14 protein-coding genes are annotated in these 18,254 nt (G+C 68.6%); 12 read left to right on the top strand and 2 right to left on the bottom strand.

Annotation, left to right across the window (positions count from 1 at the left end; genetic code table 11):
* Positions 1–121: 121 nt before the first annotated feature.
* The 7 genes from DOE79_RS05390 (at position 122) to DOE79_RS05360 (ending at position 10,810) form a co-directional block, all read left to right on the top strand.
* Positions 122–1,711, top strand: coding sequence for an SDR family oxidoreductase (locus DOE79_RS05390; RefSeq protein WP_120337606.1), 1,590 nt, complete (start codon positions 122–124; stop codon positions 1,709–1,711).
* Between the two features lie 307 nt (positions 1,712–2,018).
* The gene (locus DOE79_RS05385) at positions 2,019–4,142 is read left to right on the top strand and encodes an HNH endonuclease signature motif containing protein (protein ID WP_162942607.1); all 2,124 of its coding nucleotides are present in this window, start codon (positions 2,019–2,021) and stop codon (positions 4,140–4,142) included.
* Positions 4,143–4,370: 228 nt separating this feature from the next.
* Entirely contained in the window at positions 4,371–4,928 is a 558-nt protein-coding gene (locus DOE79_RS05380) for a GDSL-type esterase/lipase family protein (RefSeq protein WP_162942606.1), read from the top strand.
* A gap of 63 nt (positions 4,929–4,991) precedes the next feature.
* Positions 4,992–6,929, top strand: coding sequence for a DUF2207 family protein (locus tag DOE79_RS05375; protein ID WP_120337603.1), 1,938 nt, complete (start codon positions 4,992–4,994; stop codon positions 6,927–6,929).
* Positions 6,929–7,267: a DUF6804 family protein gene (locus tag DOE79_RS05370; protein WP_066594205.1), complete on the top strand. Its 339-nt coding sequence runs from the start codon at positions 6,929–6,931 to the stop codon at positions 7,265–7,267. The genes DOE79_RS05375 and DOE79_RS05370 overlap by 1 nt, the downstream gene beginning before the upstream one ends.
* Positions 7,268–7,476: 209 nt before the next feature.
* Positions 7,477–9,651 (top strand): DEAD/DEAH box helicase, encoded by a 2,175-nt coding sequence (locus DOE79_RS05365; RefSeq protein WP_120337602.1) that lies wholly within the window; start codon positions 7,477–7,479, stop codon positions 9,649–9,651.
* A 130-nt stretch (positions 9,652–9,781) separates the two neighbouring features.
* Positions 9,782–10,810: a 6-phosphofructokinase gene (locus tag DOE79_RS05360; RefSeq protein WP_066594209.1), complete on the top strand. Its 1,029-nt coding sequence runs from the start codon at positions 9,782–9,784 to the stop codon at positions 10,808–10,810.
* A 104-nt stretch (positions 10,811–10,914) separates the two neighbouring features.
* Here DOE79_RS05360 and DOE79_RS05355 read toward each other — a convergent pair whose 3' ends face one another.
* Positions 10,915–11,178, bottom strand: a complete 264-nt coding sequence (locus DOE79_RS05355) for a mycoredoxin (RefSeq protein ID WP_066594211.1) — start codon at positions 11,176–11,178, stop codon at positions 10,915–10,917.
* Positions 11,179–11,253: 75 nt separating this feature from the next.
* Here DOE79_RS05355 and DOE79_RS05350 point away from each other — a divergent pair, with 75 nt between their 5' ends.
* The 3 genes from DOE79_RS05350 to DOE79_RS05340 all read left to right on the top strand — a co-directional run bounded on the left by DOE79_RS05350 (position 11,254) and on the right by DOE79_RS05340 (position 13,417).
* Positions 11,254–11,730: an 8-oxo-dGTP diphosphatase gene (locus DOE79_RS05350; protein ID WP_120337601.1), complete on the top strand. Its 477-nt coding sequence runs from the start codon at positions 11,254–11,256 to the stop codon at positions 11,728–11,730.
* 167 nt (positions 11,731–11,897) lie between these two features.
* Positions 11,898–13,088, top strand: a complete 1,191-nt coding sequence (locus tag DOE79_RS05345; protein WP_120337600.1) for an inorganic phosphate transporter — start codon at positions 11,898–11,900, stop codon at positions 13,086–13,088.
* Positions 13,085–13,417, top strand: a complete 333-nt coding sequence (locus tag DOE79_RS05340) for a peptidase (RefSeq protein ID WP_120337599.1) — start codon at positions 13,085–13,087, stop codon at positions 13,415–13,417. Before DOE79_RS05345 ends, DOE79_RS05340 begins: the two co-directional genes overlap by 4 nt.
* Before the next feature lie 92 nt (positions 13,418–13,509).
* Here the strand turns inward: DOE79_RS05340 and DOE79_RS05335 are convergent, their stop codons facing one another.
* Positions 13,510–14,784: a uracil-xanthine permease family protein gene (locus DOE79_RS05335; RefSeq protein ID WP_120337598.1), complete on the bottom strand. Its 1,275-nt coding sequence runs from the start codon at positions 14,782–14,784 to the stop codon at positions 13,510–13,512.
* A gap of 122 nt (positions 14,785–14,906) precedes the next feature.
* Between DOE79_RS05335 and DOE79_RS05330 the strand changes: the two genes are divergently transcribed.
* Both DOE79_RS05330 and DOE79_RS05325 read left to right on the top strand, forming a co-directional pair.
* Entirely contained in the window at positions 14,907–16,541 is a 1,635-nt protein-coding gene (locus tag DOE79_RS05330; protein ID WP_120337597.1) for a carboxylesterase/lipase family protein, read from the top strand.
* 211 nt (positions 16,542–16,752) lie between these two features.
* Positions 16,753–18,180 carry an NCS2 family permease gene (locus DOE79_RS05325; RefSeq protein ID WP_162942605.1) on the top strand — a complete coding sequence of 476 codons (1,428 nt, stop codon included), beginning with the start codon at positions 16,753–16,755 and terminating at the stop codon, positions 18,178–18,180.
* The last annotated feature ends 74 nt before the right edge of the window (positions 18,181–18,254 follow it).

The following is an 18,254-nucleotide window of genomic DNA, read 5'->3' as shown; positions in this document are numbered from 1 at the left end:
ATCCACAGGCGCAGGAGGCAGTTCCGCACACCCGGCCGGCGCGGCGCACGCAAAACCGAAATCGCCCCGATGACGGCCTTTTCCGCAGGCGCAGTCCAGACTCTGCGCCTAGGCTGACGCAATGACAGAGCGAACAACTTCTCCGCGGCGAGTCCTCGTTACCGGTGCCACCGGATACATCGGTGGCCGGCTGGTTCCCCGGCTCCTCGAGGCAGGGCACGACGTGCGAGTTCTCGTGCGTTCCCCGCAAAAGCTCACCGATGTGCCATGGGCCAAGGACGTCGACATCGTCGAGGGAGACCTGGGCAACGCAGAATCGCTGGCCGCGGCGAGCACGGACATCGACGTGTTCTACTACCTCGTGCACTCGATGGGAGCCAAGGGCGACTTCGAGCAGACCGAGCGCGAGGCCGCCCGGAACGTCGCCACGGCCGCTGCCGCAGCCGGGGTCTCCCGCATCGTGTACCTCGGTGGACTGCACCCGGACACCGACACCTTGTCGCCGCACTTGCGATCCCGCGCCGAGGTCGGCCGTATCCTGCTGGCGTCCGGCGTGCCCACCGTGGCGTTCCAGGCGGGCGTGGTGATCGGGTCCGGCTCCACCTCGTTCGAGATGATCCGACACCTCACCGATGTGCTCCCGTACATGCCCGCGCCCAAGTGGGTGCGCAACTTCATCCAGCCGATCGCCGTGCGCGATGTGCTGTACTACCTGCTCGCGGCGGCCGACGTGCCCGCCGAGGTGAACCGCACCTTCGACATCGGTGGGCCGGACGTGCTGCGCTACGGCCAGATGATGAACGGCTACGCCCTCGAGGCGGGCCTGCACCAGCGTCCCATCGCCGCGCTCCCGGTGCTCACGCCGTGGCTGGCCTCGCAGTGGGTCAACCTGGTCACCCCCATCCCCAGGAGCCTGGCCATCCCCATCATCGCCTCGCTTCAGTACGACTGCGTGATGCACGAGCACGACATCGATGCGGTGATCCCGCCGCCCGCCGGCGGCCTCACCACGTATCGCCGGGCCGTTCGCCTGGCGCTCGGCCGCATGCGTGACGGCGACGTGGAGACCAGCTGGCAGAACGCGGCCACCGAGGGCGCGTCGAGCAACCCCCTGCCCAGCGACCCCGATTGGGCCGGCCACCTCGTCTACACCGACCTCAAGGAGAAGAAGACGTCGGCCAAGCCGGCCGACCTGTGGCGTGTCATCGAGAGCATCGGGGGCGAGAACGGATGGTATTCCTTCCCGCTGGCCTGGGCCGTGCGCGGCTGGATGGACAAGCTGGTCGGGGGAGTAGGGCTGCGACGCGGCCGGCGTCACCCCGATCGTCTGCAGACCGGTGACGTGCTCGACTTCTGGCGCGTGGAACGCATCGACCGGGGCAGCTTCCTGCGCCTGCGGGCGGAGATGCTCGTTCCCGGACGTGCCTGGCTCGAGATGCGGGCAGAACCCACGGCTGACGGCGGCTCGATCTACCGGCAGCGCGCCGTGTTCTTCCCGCGCGGCTTGGGCGGCCGGCTGTACTGGTTCTCGATCCTGCCCTTCCACGGCGTGATCTTCAGCGGCATGGCAAACCGCATCACGGCCGCAGCCGAGTCCGAGGCCGCAACCGTGCACGCGGAGACCGCCGAGGCTGACTCCGCTGGTGCCCTTTCCGCCACCGGTGCGCCGCCGGAAAGCCCGGAGACCGCCGAGGCCGCCGCCCTGACGTAGCAGCCGATCAGATCGGGTGAGCCGTCCGGCGGAGGGGGCGTTCCAGGCGTCAGCAGGTTCGGCCGCTGTCGGTGCACAATCTCTCCGCTCGGGTTTGTCGAACCCGGTGACCCGCCCTGCGTTGGGGGCCATGCCCCTCTGTTCCTGGCATTGTGAGCAGTGTCCCGGTGCACAATCTCGCAGCACGCGCGCACGGAAACACGTGATTCCGATCTCGGGCTAAATGGGCAGGCTCGGGCTCAAAAAGAGTTATCCACAGCCTTGGTTTTGGGCACACAAAGCTACGAGATCGGGATACTCTCACTGCATGTCCAGCCTCGCAGCAATCTTCGCCCCCGACACCGTTCCGGAGCCCGCCCGTCCGGTCTCCGAGACGGTGCCGCCGGCGCTGGCTGCGGTGCCGGTTCTGGCCGAGGTGCGGCCTTCGGGCCCGGCGGGATCGCTGGCCGATGTGGTCGCCGCGGTGGCCCGCTGGGGGTCGTGCAGCGCAGATTATGACGCCCTGTCGGATGCGGATGCTCTCGCGTGCCAACGCGACATCGCCCGGCTCTCGGAGACGGTCGGTACCCGGCAGGTGTGGGTGGCGAAGACCATCGCGCACCGGTCCCGGCCGGAGTTGGGCCAGTCCGGGTTGGCAGCGCAGCAGGGGTATCTGAACCCGGACGGGTTGATCCAAAAGCTCACCGGGTCGACCAAGGCCGACGCGCGCCGGCTCGTGGACGTGGGCCGGATGCTCGCCGACAACGAGGCCGCCGCTGCGCGAGCTGCGGCCGCAGCTGCTGAGGATGAAGCCGCCCGCAGACTCCTCGACGAGCTCGACGGTGCTGGCGGGACGGACGGTGCTGGCGGTACTGGCGATGCTGATGGCTCCGGCGGGGACCCGGAGTCGACGCGGCTTGACGGCCTCGACGGCCAGGACGAACTCGACGGCCGGAACGGGCTGGACGGGGTGGGCATTCCGGCGATTGATCCGGCGGTGCTGCCGTGGCACCACAAGATCTCCGAGGCCGTGACCTGCGGGGCGTTGTCTGTGGCGGCCGCCCACGCGATCCGCACCGGGCTCGGTGACATCGATACCGTCGTGACGGGGCCGGTCCTCGCGACCGCCGTCGAGGAGTTGCTCCGGGATGCCCGAACCCTGAACGTGGATCAGTTGCTCAAAAGGGCCCGCCGCACCCGGGACTCCCTCGACGCGGCCGGGATCATCGTGCGAGAACAAAAAGCGTGGGACGACCGCTCCCTGCGCGTGTGGACGAACCCGTCCGGCCAGGTGCACCTGCACGGGGTGTTCCCGCCCGAGCAGGGCGCGTTCGTCCTCTCCGCCTACGACAGCCTCACCAGTCCCCGCCGTGGCGGGGTGCGCTTTGTCGACCCGGCCCGCGCGAAGTGGGCCCAAAGCGTGCGCGATGACCCGCGCAGCACGGAGCAGATCGCCGCGGACGGTTTCCTCGCCCTCCTCAAAGCCGGCACCGAGATCAACCCCAACCGCATCCTCGGCGGCCGGCAGCCCTCCGTCCGCATCATCACCCACCAGACCACCCCCGGAGAGGCGCCCACGCGCCCCACGACCGCGACCGGCGCGGATGCTCCTCCCGCCACCGGGAACCCCGCCAGCACCGCGAATCCTGCCGCCACCGAGAACCCCGGCCGCACCGGCACCCCTTCCGACACCGGAACCACTGCCCCCGCGGGGAGTTCAGCCTTCACCGGGACGGATACCCCCACCGGCACTTCAACACCCACGTGGACCTTCTCCACCGCAGCAACACCGATCCCGGCACCCCACCTGAACGGCCAAGCGCGGCCCGACCCGCTCATCCCGCCGGGCCCGACGTCCCACGTCAACGGCCAAGCTCGGCCCGACCCGCTCATCCCGCCGGGCTCGACGTCCCACGTCGACGGCCCGGCCCGGCCTGACCCGGTGATCCCGCCGGGGTCGGGACTCCTGCTGCTGCGGCGACCGGATGAGATCCTCGCACCCCTGCCCGACCTCACCGCGCACGGTTACCTCGAGGGCAACCCCGCGCCCCTGTCCCAACCCACCCTCGACCGGCTCATCTGCGACAGCGGCAGCCTGCCCATCACCTTCAGCACCGACAACCAACCCCTCGACCTCGGCCGAGACGTGCGCCTCTTCACCCCCGCCCAACGCATCGCCCTCGCCGCCCGCGACGGCGGCTGTCGCTGGGGCGACTGCGACAAACCACCCGCCTTCACCGAAACCCACCACATCGACCACTGGCTCCGCGACCACGGCAGCACCGACATCCGCCACGGCATCCTGCTCTGCAACCCCCACCACAGACTCCTGCACAACCAAGGCTGGCAAATCTTCGAAAACCAAGGCCGCTACTGGCTCCGCCCACCCGCCACCATCGACCCCGGACAAACCCTCATCGACATGCCCAGCAAAACACCCCACCAACACTGACCCCACAACCCGCACCAGTCTCGACGGCCCGACCAACAAGATGGGCGGCTTCCGCAGACCGGGGCACCGGGTCTCGCCAGGTCTCGACGTGCTCGACCGGTGGGGGCGAGCGGAGGACGCAGACGGAGGGGTGGGGCGACCGCGAGGCTGACGGGAGCTTGTCAGGTTGGACCCTAGCCAGAGGCCAGCCGGGGGCGCATCATGGTAGGCAAGCGTTGGGGAGGCGACATGTCCGGAGTGGTGGTATTCGTTGGCGATGGTCTCAGCGCCGGCGCCCGCTGGGAAGAACGCTTCGGCGAGTTCGAGGTCCATAATCTCGGAGTGTGCGGCGACACGACGGATGAAGTGATCGCCCGGCTCGACGCCGTCGTCGAGATCGACCCCGATGCCGTCGTGCTACAGGTGGGGACGAACGACGTCGGCTGGCATCGCTCCGACGAGTACATCGTGCGCAACATCGAGACCATCCTGTGCACTCTGCGCAAGAAGCTTCCGGGCACCAGGCTGCTCATCCAATCCGTGCCACCGCGCGAGCACGACGCCGTTCACGTGATCCGATCCATCAACCGCCACCTGCGCCAGTTCGCTCCCACGGTCAAGGCCCGCTACCTCGACCTCTGGCCGGCGCTGGCGGATGCCGAGGGCGCACTGAGTGCCGAATGGTCCACCGACAGCCTGCACCTCACCGAAGCCGGATACGTCGTGTGGCTCGCTGAGCTCCGGCCGGTGCTCATCGACATGCTCGAGCACCCGGCTACCCTGCCCATCAGCACACAGCCCGCCTGATCTGCACTTCTCCTCCACACGTCGGCGGAGCGAGTCACCCTGGTCGGTGGCTAGCATGAAAGCATGCGCAGACCTGCACGTCGCCTTCTCAGCACTTTTCTCGCCGCTACCGCTCTTGCTGGAGCCGTGGGGCTGACCGGACTCACCGGTGTCAACGCCGCCGCCGCCGACTCGGCCTCTGTTGCCGCCGCTCAGCTCGACCCTGGCTCCGTCTCGGTGCTCCCCGTCGCGCAGATCCAGCCGACGGGCGTCGATGACTTCAGCTTCGTGTCCCTGCACGCCGACTATCAGCTCGGCCGTGACTCCGAAGGCCACTCCACCCTGGCCACCACCGAGACGTTCGTTGCCCGGTTCCCCGACACCGACCAGAATCGCGGCATCCGGCGGGAGATCCCCACGCACTACCAAGGCCAGCCCACCGGGCTGACCATCGACAGCATCACCGACGAGACCGGCCAGCAGCGCGACACCGCCACGGAGACCATCTCCGACGACACCGGGGCCGAATATGTCAGCGTCACCATCGCGGCCGACGACTACGTGCACGGCGACCAGACCTACGTGATCAACTACCACCAGACCTACGTCACGTTTTCTCCCGATGACACCGCCGACCAGGAGTTCTACTGGGAGGTCAACGGCACCGGCTGGGCCCAACCGTTCGGCGCGGTCTCGGCCACCGTGCATGTGGCGCCAGACCTGGTGCCTCAGCTCACCGGCCAGACGGCGTGCTACCAGGGCGGATCGGCATCCGGCACCGAGTGCGATGCCCTCGACAGCGTCGCCGTGGGCGACGGCTGGGTCGTCGACGCCGAGGCGCGCAACCTGGGCCCGCACGAGGGACTCGCCGTGGCAGTCGGGTTCGATGACGGCACCTTCGTGCCCCGCGACGACTCCTTCACGGCCAACCCCTTTCCCACCATCGCCCTCCTCGCCAGCATTGCCGCGCTCATCGCCGCCGCGATCGCGGTTGTGCTGCGCACCACCCGGTGGCGCAACCAGCCGGGGCGACCCACCATCATCGCCGAGTACCTGCCACCGGCCGGGGTGAACCTGCTGCAGTCCGGGGACGTCCTCGGTGCCCGCGCCTCAGGCAAGGCCATGACCGCCCAGTTCCTGCAGTTCGCCGTGCGCGGCAACCTGCGGGTGCTCGAGGGTGACGGTAAGAACCACTACTTGCTCGAGCTTCGCAGCCGTGAGGGTCTCGACGCCACCGAGAGCACCGTGCTCAACGCCCTGTTCCCCTCGAACCGGCCCATCGGTTCGGTGCGCGACCTGAAGAAGAAAAGCACCACGCTCGGCACCGCCCTGCAGAAGGTGCGCCGAACGGCACGCAAACGGATGCTTACCGACGGCCTCCGGGAGAAGAAGGGCGGGGCCGTCCGCCGCTGGCTCATCGCCCTGGCGATCGTCGCCGGTGTCGTGGCCGTCGTGGTGAGCATCATCACCTTCGCCACCGAGGTCGCCGGCGCGTGGCCGCTCTTTTTCCTGGTCGGTGGGCTGGCCGCCGCGATTGTTACGCTTGCCGTAGTCGGCGACGTGCGACCGCTCACCGCGAGCGGCGCGGAACTCCGCGACTACCTGAAGGGCGTCACAGTGTATATCTCGCTGGCTGAAGCAGACCGGCTCCGGGTGCTGCAAAGCCCCCTGGGCGCGCTGCGCACGCCATACCGACCGGATGGTGCCGGCACCGTCTCGACCGAGCCCGTGCAGGTGCTCAAGCTCCACGAACGGCTGCTGCCCTACGCGGTCCTCACGGGCGAGGAAAAGCAGTGGTCGAAGGTTCTCGGCGACTACTACGACGGGACGCGCGCACAGCCGGACTGGTACGTCGGCACGGCTCCGTTCAACGCCGCCTACTTCGCGACGGGTGTCGCCGCGTTCGCCACGTCCACGTCGTCGGCCTGGTCGGGCAGCGCCTCGAGTTCGTCCAGCTCCGGTTCCGGCGGGGGCGGTTCCGTCGGCGGCGGCGGCGGCGGCGGCGGGGGAGGGGGCGTCTGATGGGCACTCCGGCTGAACCTACCTATACCCGCTCGGCCCTGGCGCCCGGGCTACTCGGCGCCATCGCCCTCCTGGCCGGGCTCGCTCTGCTCGATGTCGACAGTTTTGTCATCATCCGCTACGTCGTCAGCATCCTGGCCCTCATCATCTGCGTCTTCGTGATCCAGGCGAAGTCCTGGTGGTGGCTCATCGGCCTGGTGCCCATTGCTGTGCTGTGGAACCCGATCGTGATCATCGAGCTGCACGGTCAGGGTTGGGTGTCCGCCCAGTTCATCGCCGCCCTGGTCTTCATAATCGTCGGCATTCGTACTAAGGTCCCGACTGCGGTGCACCGCTGAGAACAGGTCCGGGCATAGACTGAGTACGCGTCTGGAGAACCTGGTTAGTGTCACGACCGTTGTCCTGCGTCGATCAGCACCTTCGAGGCTGCCCGATGCCGGTCACGTTGCTTGTTTCTGGGGTTCGGCGTATCGATCGCACAGGCATCCACGGATGCTCAACACGACGAGCGCGCACTGTGTGCCGCGCTGGTGTGAAGTGGAGAAAAATGGCTTACACCCGCCCTCAGGGAGCGGGCCGTGCTGGTGCCAGCAGCGGTCGAACCCGGCAGCGCCCACGCTCGCGTGACGACGACGCCCCCATCATCCCGATCCTCGCCCGCAAGGTGCGCGAGGTCGAGGCGAAGGCGCAGAGCGGCACCAAGCTCGGCCCCACCAACCGCACCAAGTACCAGGTCATCGCCCTGCTCATGCGCGAAGAACGCGCCCGGGTCAAGGCCGACGGCGAGCTCACAGACGCGAACCGCGCTGAACTGCTCAAGCGCCTCGACGGCATCGCCCAGATCCTCGCGAAGACCGCCGCCCGCGACACCAGCCTGATCACCCTGCTCGAACCGGATGCGGGTGTCTCCACCGTCGCGCAACGCTTCCGCCGCGACTGGCTGCTGGAATCCGGCGCCGAGCTCAGCCCGGACGAGCTCATCATCACCCGCGAACCCGAGGCCAAGCCCGAGGTGCTGCAGAACCAGGTCATCCCGCAGTCGGTGCGTGCCCGCCAGCTGGCAAACCCCTTCCTCGCCCCCGACTTCAGCGCCGTGCAGGCCGCGCCGGTCTCCTCGGCCCGCCGCCTGGCCAACTGGGAACTGCTCGGCCCGCTGTTCAAGGCGTTCGAATACGGTTCAGGCGGCCAGGCCGCCAGCATGGACCTGCCCGAAGCCCCGAACGTCGACAGGTTCTCCCCGCGCGGCATGGAGCTCATGCGGCACCAGGCCCGCTTCATCGAAAGCGCCCGCCTAGGCCACCGCAGCTACCTCCTCGCCGACGAGCCGGGCCTCGGCAAGACGGCGCAGAGCCTGCTCGCCGCATCCGTCGCCGGCGCCTACCCGCTGCTGGCGATCGTGCCCAACGTCGTGAAGATGAACTGGGTGCGCGAGGTCGAACTGTGGACGCCGCACCGCCGTGCCACCGTCATCCACGGCGACGGTGACACCCTCGACGCCTTCGCCGACGTCGTCGTGGTCAACTACGACGTGCTCGACCGACACCTCGCCTGGCTCGGCACCCTCGGTTTCAAGGGCATGGTGGTCGACGAGGCGCACTTCATCAAGAACCTGCAGTCGCAGCGTTCCAAGCACGTGCTCAGCCTCGCTGAGCAGATCCGCCGCCGCACCCCGGGCAACAACCCGCTGCTGATGGCGCTCACCGGTACCCCGCTGATCAACGACGTCGACGATTTCCGTGCCATCTGGCAGTTCCTCGGCTGGATCGACGGCGACAAGCCCACCGCCAAGCTCATGCAGCGGCTGGAAGAGACCGGCCTCACGCCGGCCGACGCCGGCTTCTACACCGCCGCCCGGGCCGCCGTGATCGACATGGGCATCGTGCGTCGCCGCAAGGTCGACGTGGCCGCCGACCTGCCCGCCAAGCGCATCGCCGACCTCCCGGTGGAGCTCGACAGCGAGCTCGGCCGGTCGATCCAGAAGGCCGAACGCGAACTGGGCGCCCGCCTGGTCAAGCGCTTCAAGGCCCTCGTCGCCGCGCGTCACCCCGGCGTCAAGGCACCCGTGCTCACCGAGGACGAGCGGGCCGCGTACATCCGCGCCGTCGCGCACGCCGATCTCGAGGAGTCCAAGGGCACCACGACCGGCGAGAACGTGTTCACCATGGTGCGCAAGATCGGCCAGGCCAAGGCCGGGCTCGCCGCCGACTACGCGGCCCAGCTCGCGCACTCGGTGGGCAAGGTCGTGTTCTTCGCCAAGCACATCGACGTGATGGATGCCGCGGAGGAGATCTTCGCCAAGCGCGGCCTGCGTACGGTGTCGCTGCGCGGCGACCAGAGCGCCCTGGCCCGCCAGGCCGCGATCGACTCGTTCAACTCCGACCCCGAGGTCGCCGTTGTGGTGTGTTCGCTCACCGCCGCCGGCGTGGGCGTGAACCTGCAGGCCGCTTCCAACGTGGTGCTGGCCGAACTCAGCTGGACCGCGGCAGAGCAGACCCAGGCCATCGACCGGGTGCACCGGATCGGCCAGGCCGAACCGGTGACAGCGTGGCGGATCATCGCCGCGCACACCATCGACGCGCGCATCGCCGAACTCATCGGCAGCAAGCAGGGCCTGGCGGCCCGCGCGCTCGATGGAGCCGACGAGGAGCTGTCGCCCGAGGATTCGGTGCAGGCCAGCGCGCTGGTCTACGTACTCACCCAGGCGCTCGACGGAGAGCTGTAACACCGGGCCGGAAGTCCCTACCCCCGAGCAGCGCCGCCGGTGTTGACTTGATCCAGGCCAGAGCGCGCCACCATGATGGTGGACGGGCAATCTGCCGCAACAATATGCATGCACTAAGGAGTAGCCAGATATGAAGATCGGTATCCTCACCAGCGGTGGAGACTGCCCAGGCCTCAACGCAGTGATTCGGGGTGCTGTTCTCAAGGGAGGCCGCGCGTACGACTCCGAGTTCGTGGGCATCCGCAACGGCTGGCGCGGGCTGGTGCAGGGCGAGTTCATGAAGCTCGACCGTCACAGCGTCCGTGGCCTCTCCCGCCAGGGTGGCACCATCCTCGGCAGCTCCCGCACCAACCCGTTCGAGGGCGAGAACGCGGGCCCGGAGAACATCCAGAAGACCATGGACGCCGAGGGTATCGACGCCATCATCGCCATCGGCGGCGAGGGCACCCTCACCGCCGCCCGCCGTCTCACCGACGCCGGCATCAAGATCGTCGGCGTGCCGAAGACCATCGACAACGACCTCGCGGCCACCGACTACTCCTTCGGCTTCAACACCGCCGTGGAGATCGCCACCGAGGCCATCGACCGTCTGCGCACCACCGCCGACTCGCACGGCCGCTGCATGATCGTCGAGGTCATGGGCCGCCACGTGGGTTGGATCGCCCTGCACTCCGGCATGGCCGGCGGCGCACACGCCATCCTCATCCCCGAGCAGCCGCAGACCATCGAGCAGATCTGCGCCTGGGTCGAGAGCGTCCGCGACCGCGGCCGGGCACCCGTGCTCGTCGTGTCCGAGGGCTTCCTTCTCGCCGAAATGGGCGAGGCCCACTCGCACAAGGGCCTGGACGCGTTCAACCGTCCCCGCCTCGGCGGCATCAGCGAGCTCATCGCCCCCATGGTCGAAGAGCGCACCGGTATCGAGGCTCGCGCAACGGTCCTCGGCCACACCCAGCGCGGTGGCGCCCCGTCGGCCTACGACCGGGTGCTCGCCACCCGTCTCGGTATGGCGGCCGTTGACGCCGTCGTCGAGGGCAAGTGGGGTTCGATGGTCTCCCTCAAGGGAACCGACATCAACACCGTCAGCATCGCCGACGCCACCATGGACCTCAACCGGGTCACCCAGGCGCGCTACGACGAAGCAGCCGTGCTCTTCGGCTAAACCCGAGCCGGCACAGAGAACTGCCCGGACGGCTCAGGCCGTCCGGGCAGTCGTGTGTCCGGGTCGCGCGCGCCCGGTTCGTGAAGGCGCGTGAGAGAGGGGTGTCAGGCCGCGGGTGCGAGCTTGGCCTGCACCTGCGCGAGCGACGGGTTCGTCGCTGCCGAGCCATCCGGGAACAGCACCGTGGGAACCGTGCGGTTGCCCCCGTTGAGGCTCATGACGAGCTCGGAGGTGCCGTCGACCTCTTCGACGTTCACCTCGGTGTAGCCGATGCCGACCTTGTCGAGCTGGGTCTTCAGCCGCGAGCAGTAGCCGCACCAGGTGGTGGTGAACATCGTGATAGTTCCGGTCTGAGGCACAAAATCCATGCGTACAGCGTAACCGAGGTTTCCGGGAATCCGCGGGGCACGGTCGGTGCCGGGGCGCTCGCTACGATTGAGGCCATGACCGACCTGCCCGAGGTGTGCGTGTGTTACCTCACCCGACTGTCCGAGTCCGGCGCCCCGCAGGTGCTGCTGGGCCGCAAGAAGAAGGGTCTGGGCCTGGGCAACATCGTGGGTCTCGGCGGCAAGCTCGAGCCGGGGGAGTCCGCCCTTGAGGCCGCCGTACGCGAGGTCCAGGAGGAATCCGGGCTCATCGTGTCGGCGGATGCGCTCACCGCGATGGGCGTGCTCACCTACCTGTTTCCGCACAAACCCGCCTGGAGCCAGCGGTCGAACGTCTTCGTCACCGACCGGTTCACCGGCACCCCGCGCGAGTCGGACGAGCTGAACCCGGTGTGGTTCACCATCGCCGACCTGCCCGTCGACGAGATGTGGGACGACGCCAGGCATTGGTTGCCCGGGGTGCTGGCCGGTGTGCCCGTCGAGGCCACCTTCACCTTCGGCGAGGATCTCGCGACCGTCGTCACTCGCGGCTGAACGCCAGAAGTACGGCTTCTGAACAGCTTCTGAACAGCTCCTGAATTGACCTGCCTGCCTCGGGCTGTCAGGATCAACGAGGCCCGGTTTCGAGCCAGCCAGTTCTCCTGGCGTGCCCGGGCCTTGGTCCAGTCGCGGTCCGGGACGAATCACAAGGAAAGACGCCGGTGGATCTCACCCTTATCGTCGCGCTGGTCATCGCACTGGCACTCATCTTCGACTTCACCAACGGGTTCCATGACACGGCCAACGCCATGGCCACGCCGATCGCCACCGGGGCCATGAAGCCCAAGGTCGCCGTCGGCGTCGCAGCAGTGCTCAACCTCGTCGGCGCCTTCCTCTCCACCGAGGTGGCCAAGACCGTCTCCGGCGGCATCATCAAGGAGGGCGACGGCGGCATCCAGATCACCCCAGAGATGATCTTCGCGGGCCTGATCGGCGCCATCGTCTGGAACCTGATCACCTGGCTGCGCGGACTCCCGTCCAGCTCCAGCCACGCCCTCTTCGGCGGGCTGATCGGGGCCACCATCATCGGCGTCGGCGCGCAGGCCGTGGCCTACGACGTGGTGCTGGCGAAGGTCATCCTGCCCGCGCTCATCGCGCCGATCACCGTGGGCATCGTCGCATTCATCGCCACCCGGCTTGCCTACGCCATCACCCGCCGCGACGTGGGCAAGCCCGACGGCCGCGGCGGCTTTCGCTACGCGCAGATCTTCTCGTCCTCGCTGGTGGCCCTCTCACACGGCACCAACGACGCACAGAAGACCATGGGAGTGATCACCCTCACCCTCATCGCCGGGGGTTACCAGGCCGTGGGCTCCGGCCCGCAGTTCTGGGTCATCGCCTGCTGCGCCCTGGCCATCGCGATCGGCACCTACACCGGTGGCTGGCGCATCATCCTCACCATGGGCCGCGGACTCACCGAGATCAAGCCCGCCCAGGGCTTCGCGGCCGAGACCAGCACCGCCGCCACCATCCTCGCCTCCAGCCACCTCGGCTTCGCCCTCTCGACCACTCAGGTGGCCTCCGGGTCGGTCATCGGGTCCGGCCTCGGCCGGCGCGGCTCCACGGTGCGTTGGGGCATGGCCGGGCAGATCGCCCTCGGCTGGCTGCTCACCCTGCCGGCCTCCGCCATCATGGGCGCGTTCGCGGCGGGGCTGGCGTTGCTCGGCCCGATCGGCATTCTGCTCGACGTCGTGATCGGCACGATCGTGGTCTACGTGCTGTTCCGCTGGTCCAAGCGCGACCGGGTGTCACACGACAACCTGCACGACATCGATGATGCCGGCCACGTGGTGAAGATCAAGAAGACCCCCCGCAAGCCGTCCCGCAAGGACCGAGAGAAGGTTGCACTGTGATCGACTGGGCCGCTTTCCTCGTTGTCGCCGCTGCCTCGCTGGTCTCCTCGGCCGTCGTCGTCTCGCTCTACTCCCTGGGCCTGCGGATGCTCACCACTGCGGGCCGCATCCCCACCGTCGAGCCCGCCGAATTCACCGGCGCCATCACCGTGCTGAGTCCGGCCCGCGCCGCCAAGGACGCCAAGCGCGCCAAAAAGGCCCGCAAGGCCAACCCGCTCACGGACGGCCAGAAGCGCCTCGCCCAGTACACCGGTTACCTCTGCTTCGGCGTATGCGGCCTGATCGTGCTCTACGGCGTGTACCTGATCGTGCCGGCCCTGCACAAGTAACCCGCGCCCCAGTTCCGCGAACCGTGAGTTGAGCCCCCCAAGGCGCCTCCCGGACGTGCTCGGCGCGCAGTTCGCGGGAGGGGCGAGGGGGCTTAGGCCGTGCGGCGGAGGCGGGTGATCCAGGTCATCAGGTGGTAGATCACGATGGCGGCCAGGGTGCCCAGCGCGATGCCGTTGAACGTGAGGGTGCCGGCGCTGAAGGTGTAGTCGGCAATGCCGATGATCAACGCGGTCGCGGCCGTGAACTGGTTGACCGGCTTGCTGAAGTCCACCTTGTTGTCGAGCCAGATCTTCACGCCGATGACCCCAATGAGGCCGTAGAGGGCCGTCGTAACGCCGCCGAGCACGCCGGCCGGGATGGTGCTGATGACGGCGCCCACCTTGGGGGAGAGGCCCAGCAGCACCGCGGTGATGCCGGCGACCCAGTACGCGGCCGTCGAGTAGATGCGGGTGGCGGCCATGACGCCGATGTTCTCACCGTAGGTGGTGGTACCTGAGCCGCCGCCGAAGCCGGCCAACACGGTGGCCAGGCCGTCGGCGAGCAGCGCCCGGCCGGTGAGCTTGTTGACCGAACTGTCGGTCATCTGCGCGACGCCGCGGATGTGGCCGACGTTCTCGGCGATGAGCACCAGCACCACGGGCAGGAAGGCCGGCAGGATCGCCCAGACGGCGGGGTTCTCGAACGGGTTGGTCGGCAGGGTCAGTGGCGGCAGGCCTACCCAGGCGGCGTCGCCGACCTTGCTGAAGTCCACCTCGCCCTGGATGAGCGCGGCCACGTAGCCCACGATGACGCCGAGGAAGATCGACAGGCGGCCGAGGATGCCCCGGAACAGGACCGTGCTGAGGATGACGGCGGCGAGGGTGATCACGGCGGTCAGCGGTGCGTCGCTGAAGTTGTCCCTGGCGACAGGCGCGAGGTTGAAGCCGATCAACGCGACGATGGCGCCGGAGACCACGGGCGGCATCAGCGCGTCGATCCAGCCGGCCCCGGCGACCTGCACGATGCCGCCGACGACCGCCAGCAGCACACCGACCGCGAGGATGCCGAACAGGGCGCTGCCCATGCCGGCCGTGGCGACGGCGGCCGTGATCGGGGCGATGAACGCGAACGAGGACCCCAGGTAGGACGGCAGCTTGTTGCGGGTGATCAGCAGGAAGAGGAGCGTGCCGATGCCGGAGAACAAGATGGTGGTGCTCGGCGGGAAGCCCGTGATCAGAGGCACCAGGAAGGTGGCGCCGAACATCGCCACGACGTGCTGGGCGCCGATGCCGATCGTGATGGGCCAGTTGAGACGTTCGCCCGGGGCCACGACGTCGGTCGCGCCGAAAGTCTTACCGTCGCCGTGCAGGGTCCAGGGCAGTGCCATTCGAGTCTCGTTTCTGTTCAAGCCGGTCGGCCGCATCCGGGCGGCCCTAGCTGAGCGTAGTGCTCCACCGCAGCCGTCACCGAGTTTGCCCGGGGGTCAGCGGACCGGATTAGGATCACCCCATGACCTCGCATGCCGGCACCCGCGCCCACGATCCCCTCGAGGTCACGGTGTCCGGCGGCACGGTGCGGGGCGTGCGCGAACGCGGCATCCGGGCCTGGCGCGGCATCCCCTATGCGGCTGCTCCGGTCGGCGCGTTGCGGTTCCGGGCGCCAGAGCCGGTTGAGGCCTGGCCGGGGGTGCGTGACGCCGCCGAGTTCGGCCCTGTCGCCACCCAGAGCCACAAGGGCCAGTTCATCGGAGCGCACCCGCGCATCCCGCAGAGCGAGGACTGCCTCAACCTCAACGTGATCGCCCCCGACGAACCCGCCGACGAGGCGGCGTTGCGGCCCGTGATGGTGTTCGTGCACGGCGGCGCGTACAGCGTGGGGTCCTCGCGGGAGAATCCCCGGCAGGGCGAGGGACTGGTGCGCCGCGGCGGCATCGTCTACGTGGGCATCAACTACCGGCTGGGGGCGTTGGGCTACCTCGACTTCAGTCGCTACTCCACGCCGGAGCGTCCGTTCGAGAGCAACCTGGGGCTGCGCGACCAGGTCGCGGCGCTCGCCTGGGTGCGGGCCAACATCCGTGCATTCGGCGGCGACCCGGATGCCGTGACCCTGTTCGGCGAATCTGCCGGCGGCAACGCCGTGACCACCTTGATGACCGTTCCGGCAGCCGCCGGGCTGTTCCAGCGGGCCATCGCCCAGAGCGCCCCGCCGAACGCGGTGTACCCGCCGGAGCTCACCGCCGAGTGGGCGGCGAGCTTCGTGCGGATCCTGGCCGACCAGACCTCGGGGGCGCCGACACCTGCCGCCACCGTGGAGCCTGACGAGCAGCGCATCGCCGACGAGCCGCGGGGCGAACCGCCCATCGTCTCCGGCCTCACCGATGCCGAGGCCGTGCGGCTGCTACTCGAGGCCGAGCCCGCCCGCCTCGCCGGGGCCACGACCACCCTCACGGTGCGCTCGCCCGATCTGTACCCGGGCACGATCCCGCTCTGCCCGGTCATCGACGGCGACTTCCTGCCGGAGCGGCCGCTCGACGCGTTCAAGGACGGCCGGGCCCACCGTATCCCGCTCATCATCGGCACGAACGAGCGGGAGGGCTCGCTGTTCAGCGGCCGCATCGACATTCTGGCGTCGACGCCGCCGCGCATGCGGGCGGTCTTCGCCAACACCAAGAAGAAGGCGAGGAAGGCGCTCAAGGCGCAGTACCCGGGCATCCCCGCGCCGCGCGCCGCGCTCGACTTCGGCGGCGACTACTCGTTCTGGTACCCCAGCGTCAAGGTGGCCGAGCGGCACTCCCGGTACGCGCCCGTGCACTTCTACAGGTTCGACGCCGCACCCAGGCTGCTGCGCCGGATGGGACTTGACGCCACCCACGGCCTGGAGCTCTTCCCGTTGTTCGACAGGCTCGACGGCTGGTTCGGCCGGGGCATGACCGTTCTCGGCGGACGCCGGGCTTTCAAGGCCATCGGCGCGCGCATGCAGGTCTGGTGGCTCGGTTTCGCCCGAACGGGTACACCGGATGCCGCCTGGCCGGCGTACACCGAAGCCGACCGGTTGACCCTCATCATCGACACCCGGGACCGGGTGGTGTCGGATCCGCACGCCGAACGGCGGGTCGCCTGGGGAGCCTTCGTCCCGCACGTTTGACCAGGGCGGTTGGGCTGATTTCCACAGGCGGCGACCCTGGTCGTAGACTGAGTCGTTTGGCGCGCCGCCGACCGTCTATCTGGAGAGCATCATTTCCGCATCAGAGCACCAGCCCACAGTCTCCGCATCCGCCACCCCCGGCGCTGAGCCCACCGGCCCGGCGACCTCGGGCGCCGGCCCGACAGGCACCGAGCCCACGGGCACCGGGCCGATGTCGGCGATCAACCGATACTTCGAGATCACCCGACGCGGCTCCTCCTGGGCTCGTGAGGTGCGCGGCGGCCTGGTGACCTTCGTCACCATGGCGTACATCGTCATCCTCAACCCGCTCATCCTCGGTGGTTTCAGCGCCGATCAGGCCGCGGTGGACGTGGCCGGCAACTGGCTGCCCAACGGCCAGGTCGCCGCCGTCACCGCCCTGACCGCCGGCGTCATGACGATCCTGTTCGGGATCATCGCGCGCCTGCCGTTCGGGTTCGCCGCGGGCCTGGGCATCAACTCGTTCCTCGCCGTCAGCGTCGTGGGCCAGGTCACCTGGCCCGAGGCCATGGGCCTGGTCGTCATCAATGGCCTCATCATCGTGCTGCTGGCTTCCACGGGCTTGCGCGAGATGATCTTCACGGCCGTACCGCGCCAGCTCAAGATCGCCATCACCGTGGGCATCGGCCTGTTCATCGCGTTCATCGGCCTGGTCGACTCCGGTTTCGTGCGTGCAAGCGGCGTCGCATCCCCGCCCGTTCAGCTCGGTGAGGCCGGCTCGGTCGCCAGCCTGCCCACCGCGGTGTTCGTGATCGGGCTGCTGCTGATCGGCGTGCTCGTGGCCCGTAAAGTCAAGGGCGCCCTGCTGATCGGCATCGTCGGCACCACCGTGCTCGCCGTCATCCTCGAGGCCATCTTCAAGGTCGGCCCCTCCCTCGGTACCAACCCGGCCGGCTGGAACCTCAACGCCCCCGTCCTCCCGACGAGCATCGTCGCGCTGCCCGATCTCTCCCTCGTGGGCCAGGTGAGCTTCGGCGCCTTCGAGCGCATCGGCGTGCTCGCCGCCGTGATGCTCGTCTTCACGCTCGTGTTCACCAACTTCTTCGACGCCATGGGCACCATGACCGGGCTCTCCAACGAGGCCGGGCTGGCCGACAAGAACGGCAACTTCCCCCGCCTCAAGTCCGCCCTGATCGTCGAGGGCGTCGGTGCGGTCGTCGGAGGGGCCACCTCGTCCTCGTCCAACACCGTCTTCATCGAATCCGGTGCCGGCATCGGCGAGGGCGCCCGCACGGGATTCGCCAACGTCGTCACGGGGCTCTTGTTCCTCGCGGCGATGTTCTTCACCCCGCTCACCCAGATCGTGCCGCTCGAGGTGGCCGCCGCCGCCCTCGTCATCGTGGGCGCCATGATGGTCTCCCAGATCCGGTTCATCGACTTCTCCGAGTTCTCGATCGTGCTGCCGGTGTTCCTCACCATCATCGTGATGCCGCTGAGCTACTCGATCGCCAACGGCATCGGTGCCGGTTTCATCAGCTGGGTCATCGTGCGTTCACTCTCGGGCAAGGCCCGCGAGATCAGTCCGCTGCTCTGGATCGTCGCGGTCGGCTTCCTGGTCTTCTTCGTGCGCGGTCCCATCGAGGTGCTCTTCGGCGTCTAGCCGTACCTCTGGCTGTGCTGCGTTTTCTTGCAACGAACCGCGTCGGGGCGGCGCTTCGCTGCGCCTGGCGGGCG

Source organism: Cryobacterium soli (assembly GCF_003611035.1).
In the GTDB taxonomy this organism is placed as follows: Bacteria; Actinomycetota; Actinomycetes; order Actinomycetales; family Microbacteriaceae; genus Cryobacterium; species Cryobacterium soli.
The sequence above is the reverse complement of the archived record's forward strand: the minus strand, read 5'-3'. Positions and strand labels throughout refer to the sequence as shown.

Bases quoted from the DNA above. Each gene is read 5' to 3' on its own strand.
- DOE79_RS05390 (WP_120337606.1), top strand. From the start codon at position 122: ATGACAGAGCGAACAACTTCTCCGCGGCGAGTCCTCGTTACCGGTGCC.
- DOE79_RS05385 (WP_162942607.1), top strand. From the start codon at position 2,019: ATGTCCAGCCTCGCAGCAATCTTCGCCCCCGACACCGTTCCGGAGCCC.
- DOE79_RS05380 (WP_162942606.1), top strand. From the start codon at position 4,371: ATGTCCGGAGTGGTGGTATTCGTTGGCGATGGTCTCAGCGCCGGCGCC.
- DOE79_RS05375 (WP_120337603.1), top strand. From the start codon at position 4,992: ATGCGCAGACCTGCACGTCGCCTTCTCAGCACTTTTCTCGCCGCTACC.
- DOE79_RS05370 (WP_066594205.1), top strand. From the start codon at position 6,929: ATGGGCACTCCGGCTGAACCTACCTATACCCGCTCGGCCCTGGCGCCC.
- DOE79_RS05365 (WP_120337602.1), top strand. From the start codon at position 7,477: ATGGCTTACACCCGCCCTCAGGGAGCGGGCCGTGCTGGTGCCAGCAGC.
- DOE79_RS05360 (WP_066594209.1), top strand. From the start codon at position 9,782: ATGAAGATCGGTATCCTCACCAGCGGTGGAGACTGCCCAGGCCTCAAC.
- DOE79_RS05355 (WP_066594211.1), bottom strand. From the start codon at position 11,178: ATGGATTTTGTGCCTCAGACCGGAACTATCACGATGTTCACCACCACC.
- DOE79_RS05350 (WP_120337601.1), top strand. From the start codon at position 11,254: ATGACCGACCTGCCCGAGGTGTGCGTGTGTTACCTCACCCGACTGTCC.
- DOE79_RS05335 (WP_120337598.1), bottom strand. From the start codon at position 14,784: ATGGCACTGCCCTGGACCCTGCACGGCGACGGTAAGACTTTCGGCGCG.
- DOE79_RS05330 (WP_120337597.1), top strand. From the start codon at position 14,907: ATGACCTCGCATGCCGGCACCCGCGCCCACGATCCCCTCGAGGTCACG.
- DOE79_RS05325 (WP_162942605.1), top strand. From the start codon at position 16,753: ATGTCGGCGATCAACCGATACTTCGAGATCACCCGACGCGGCTCCTCC.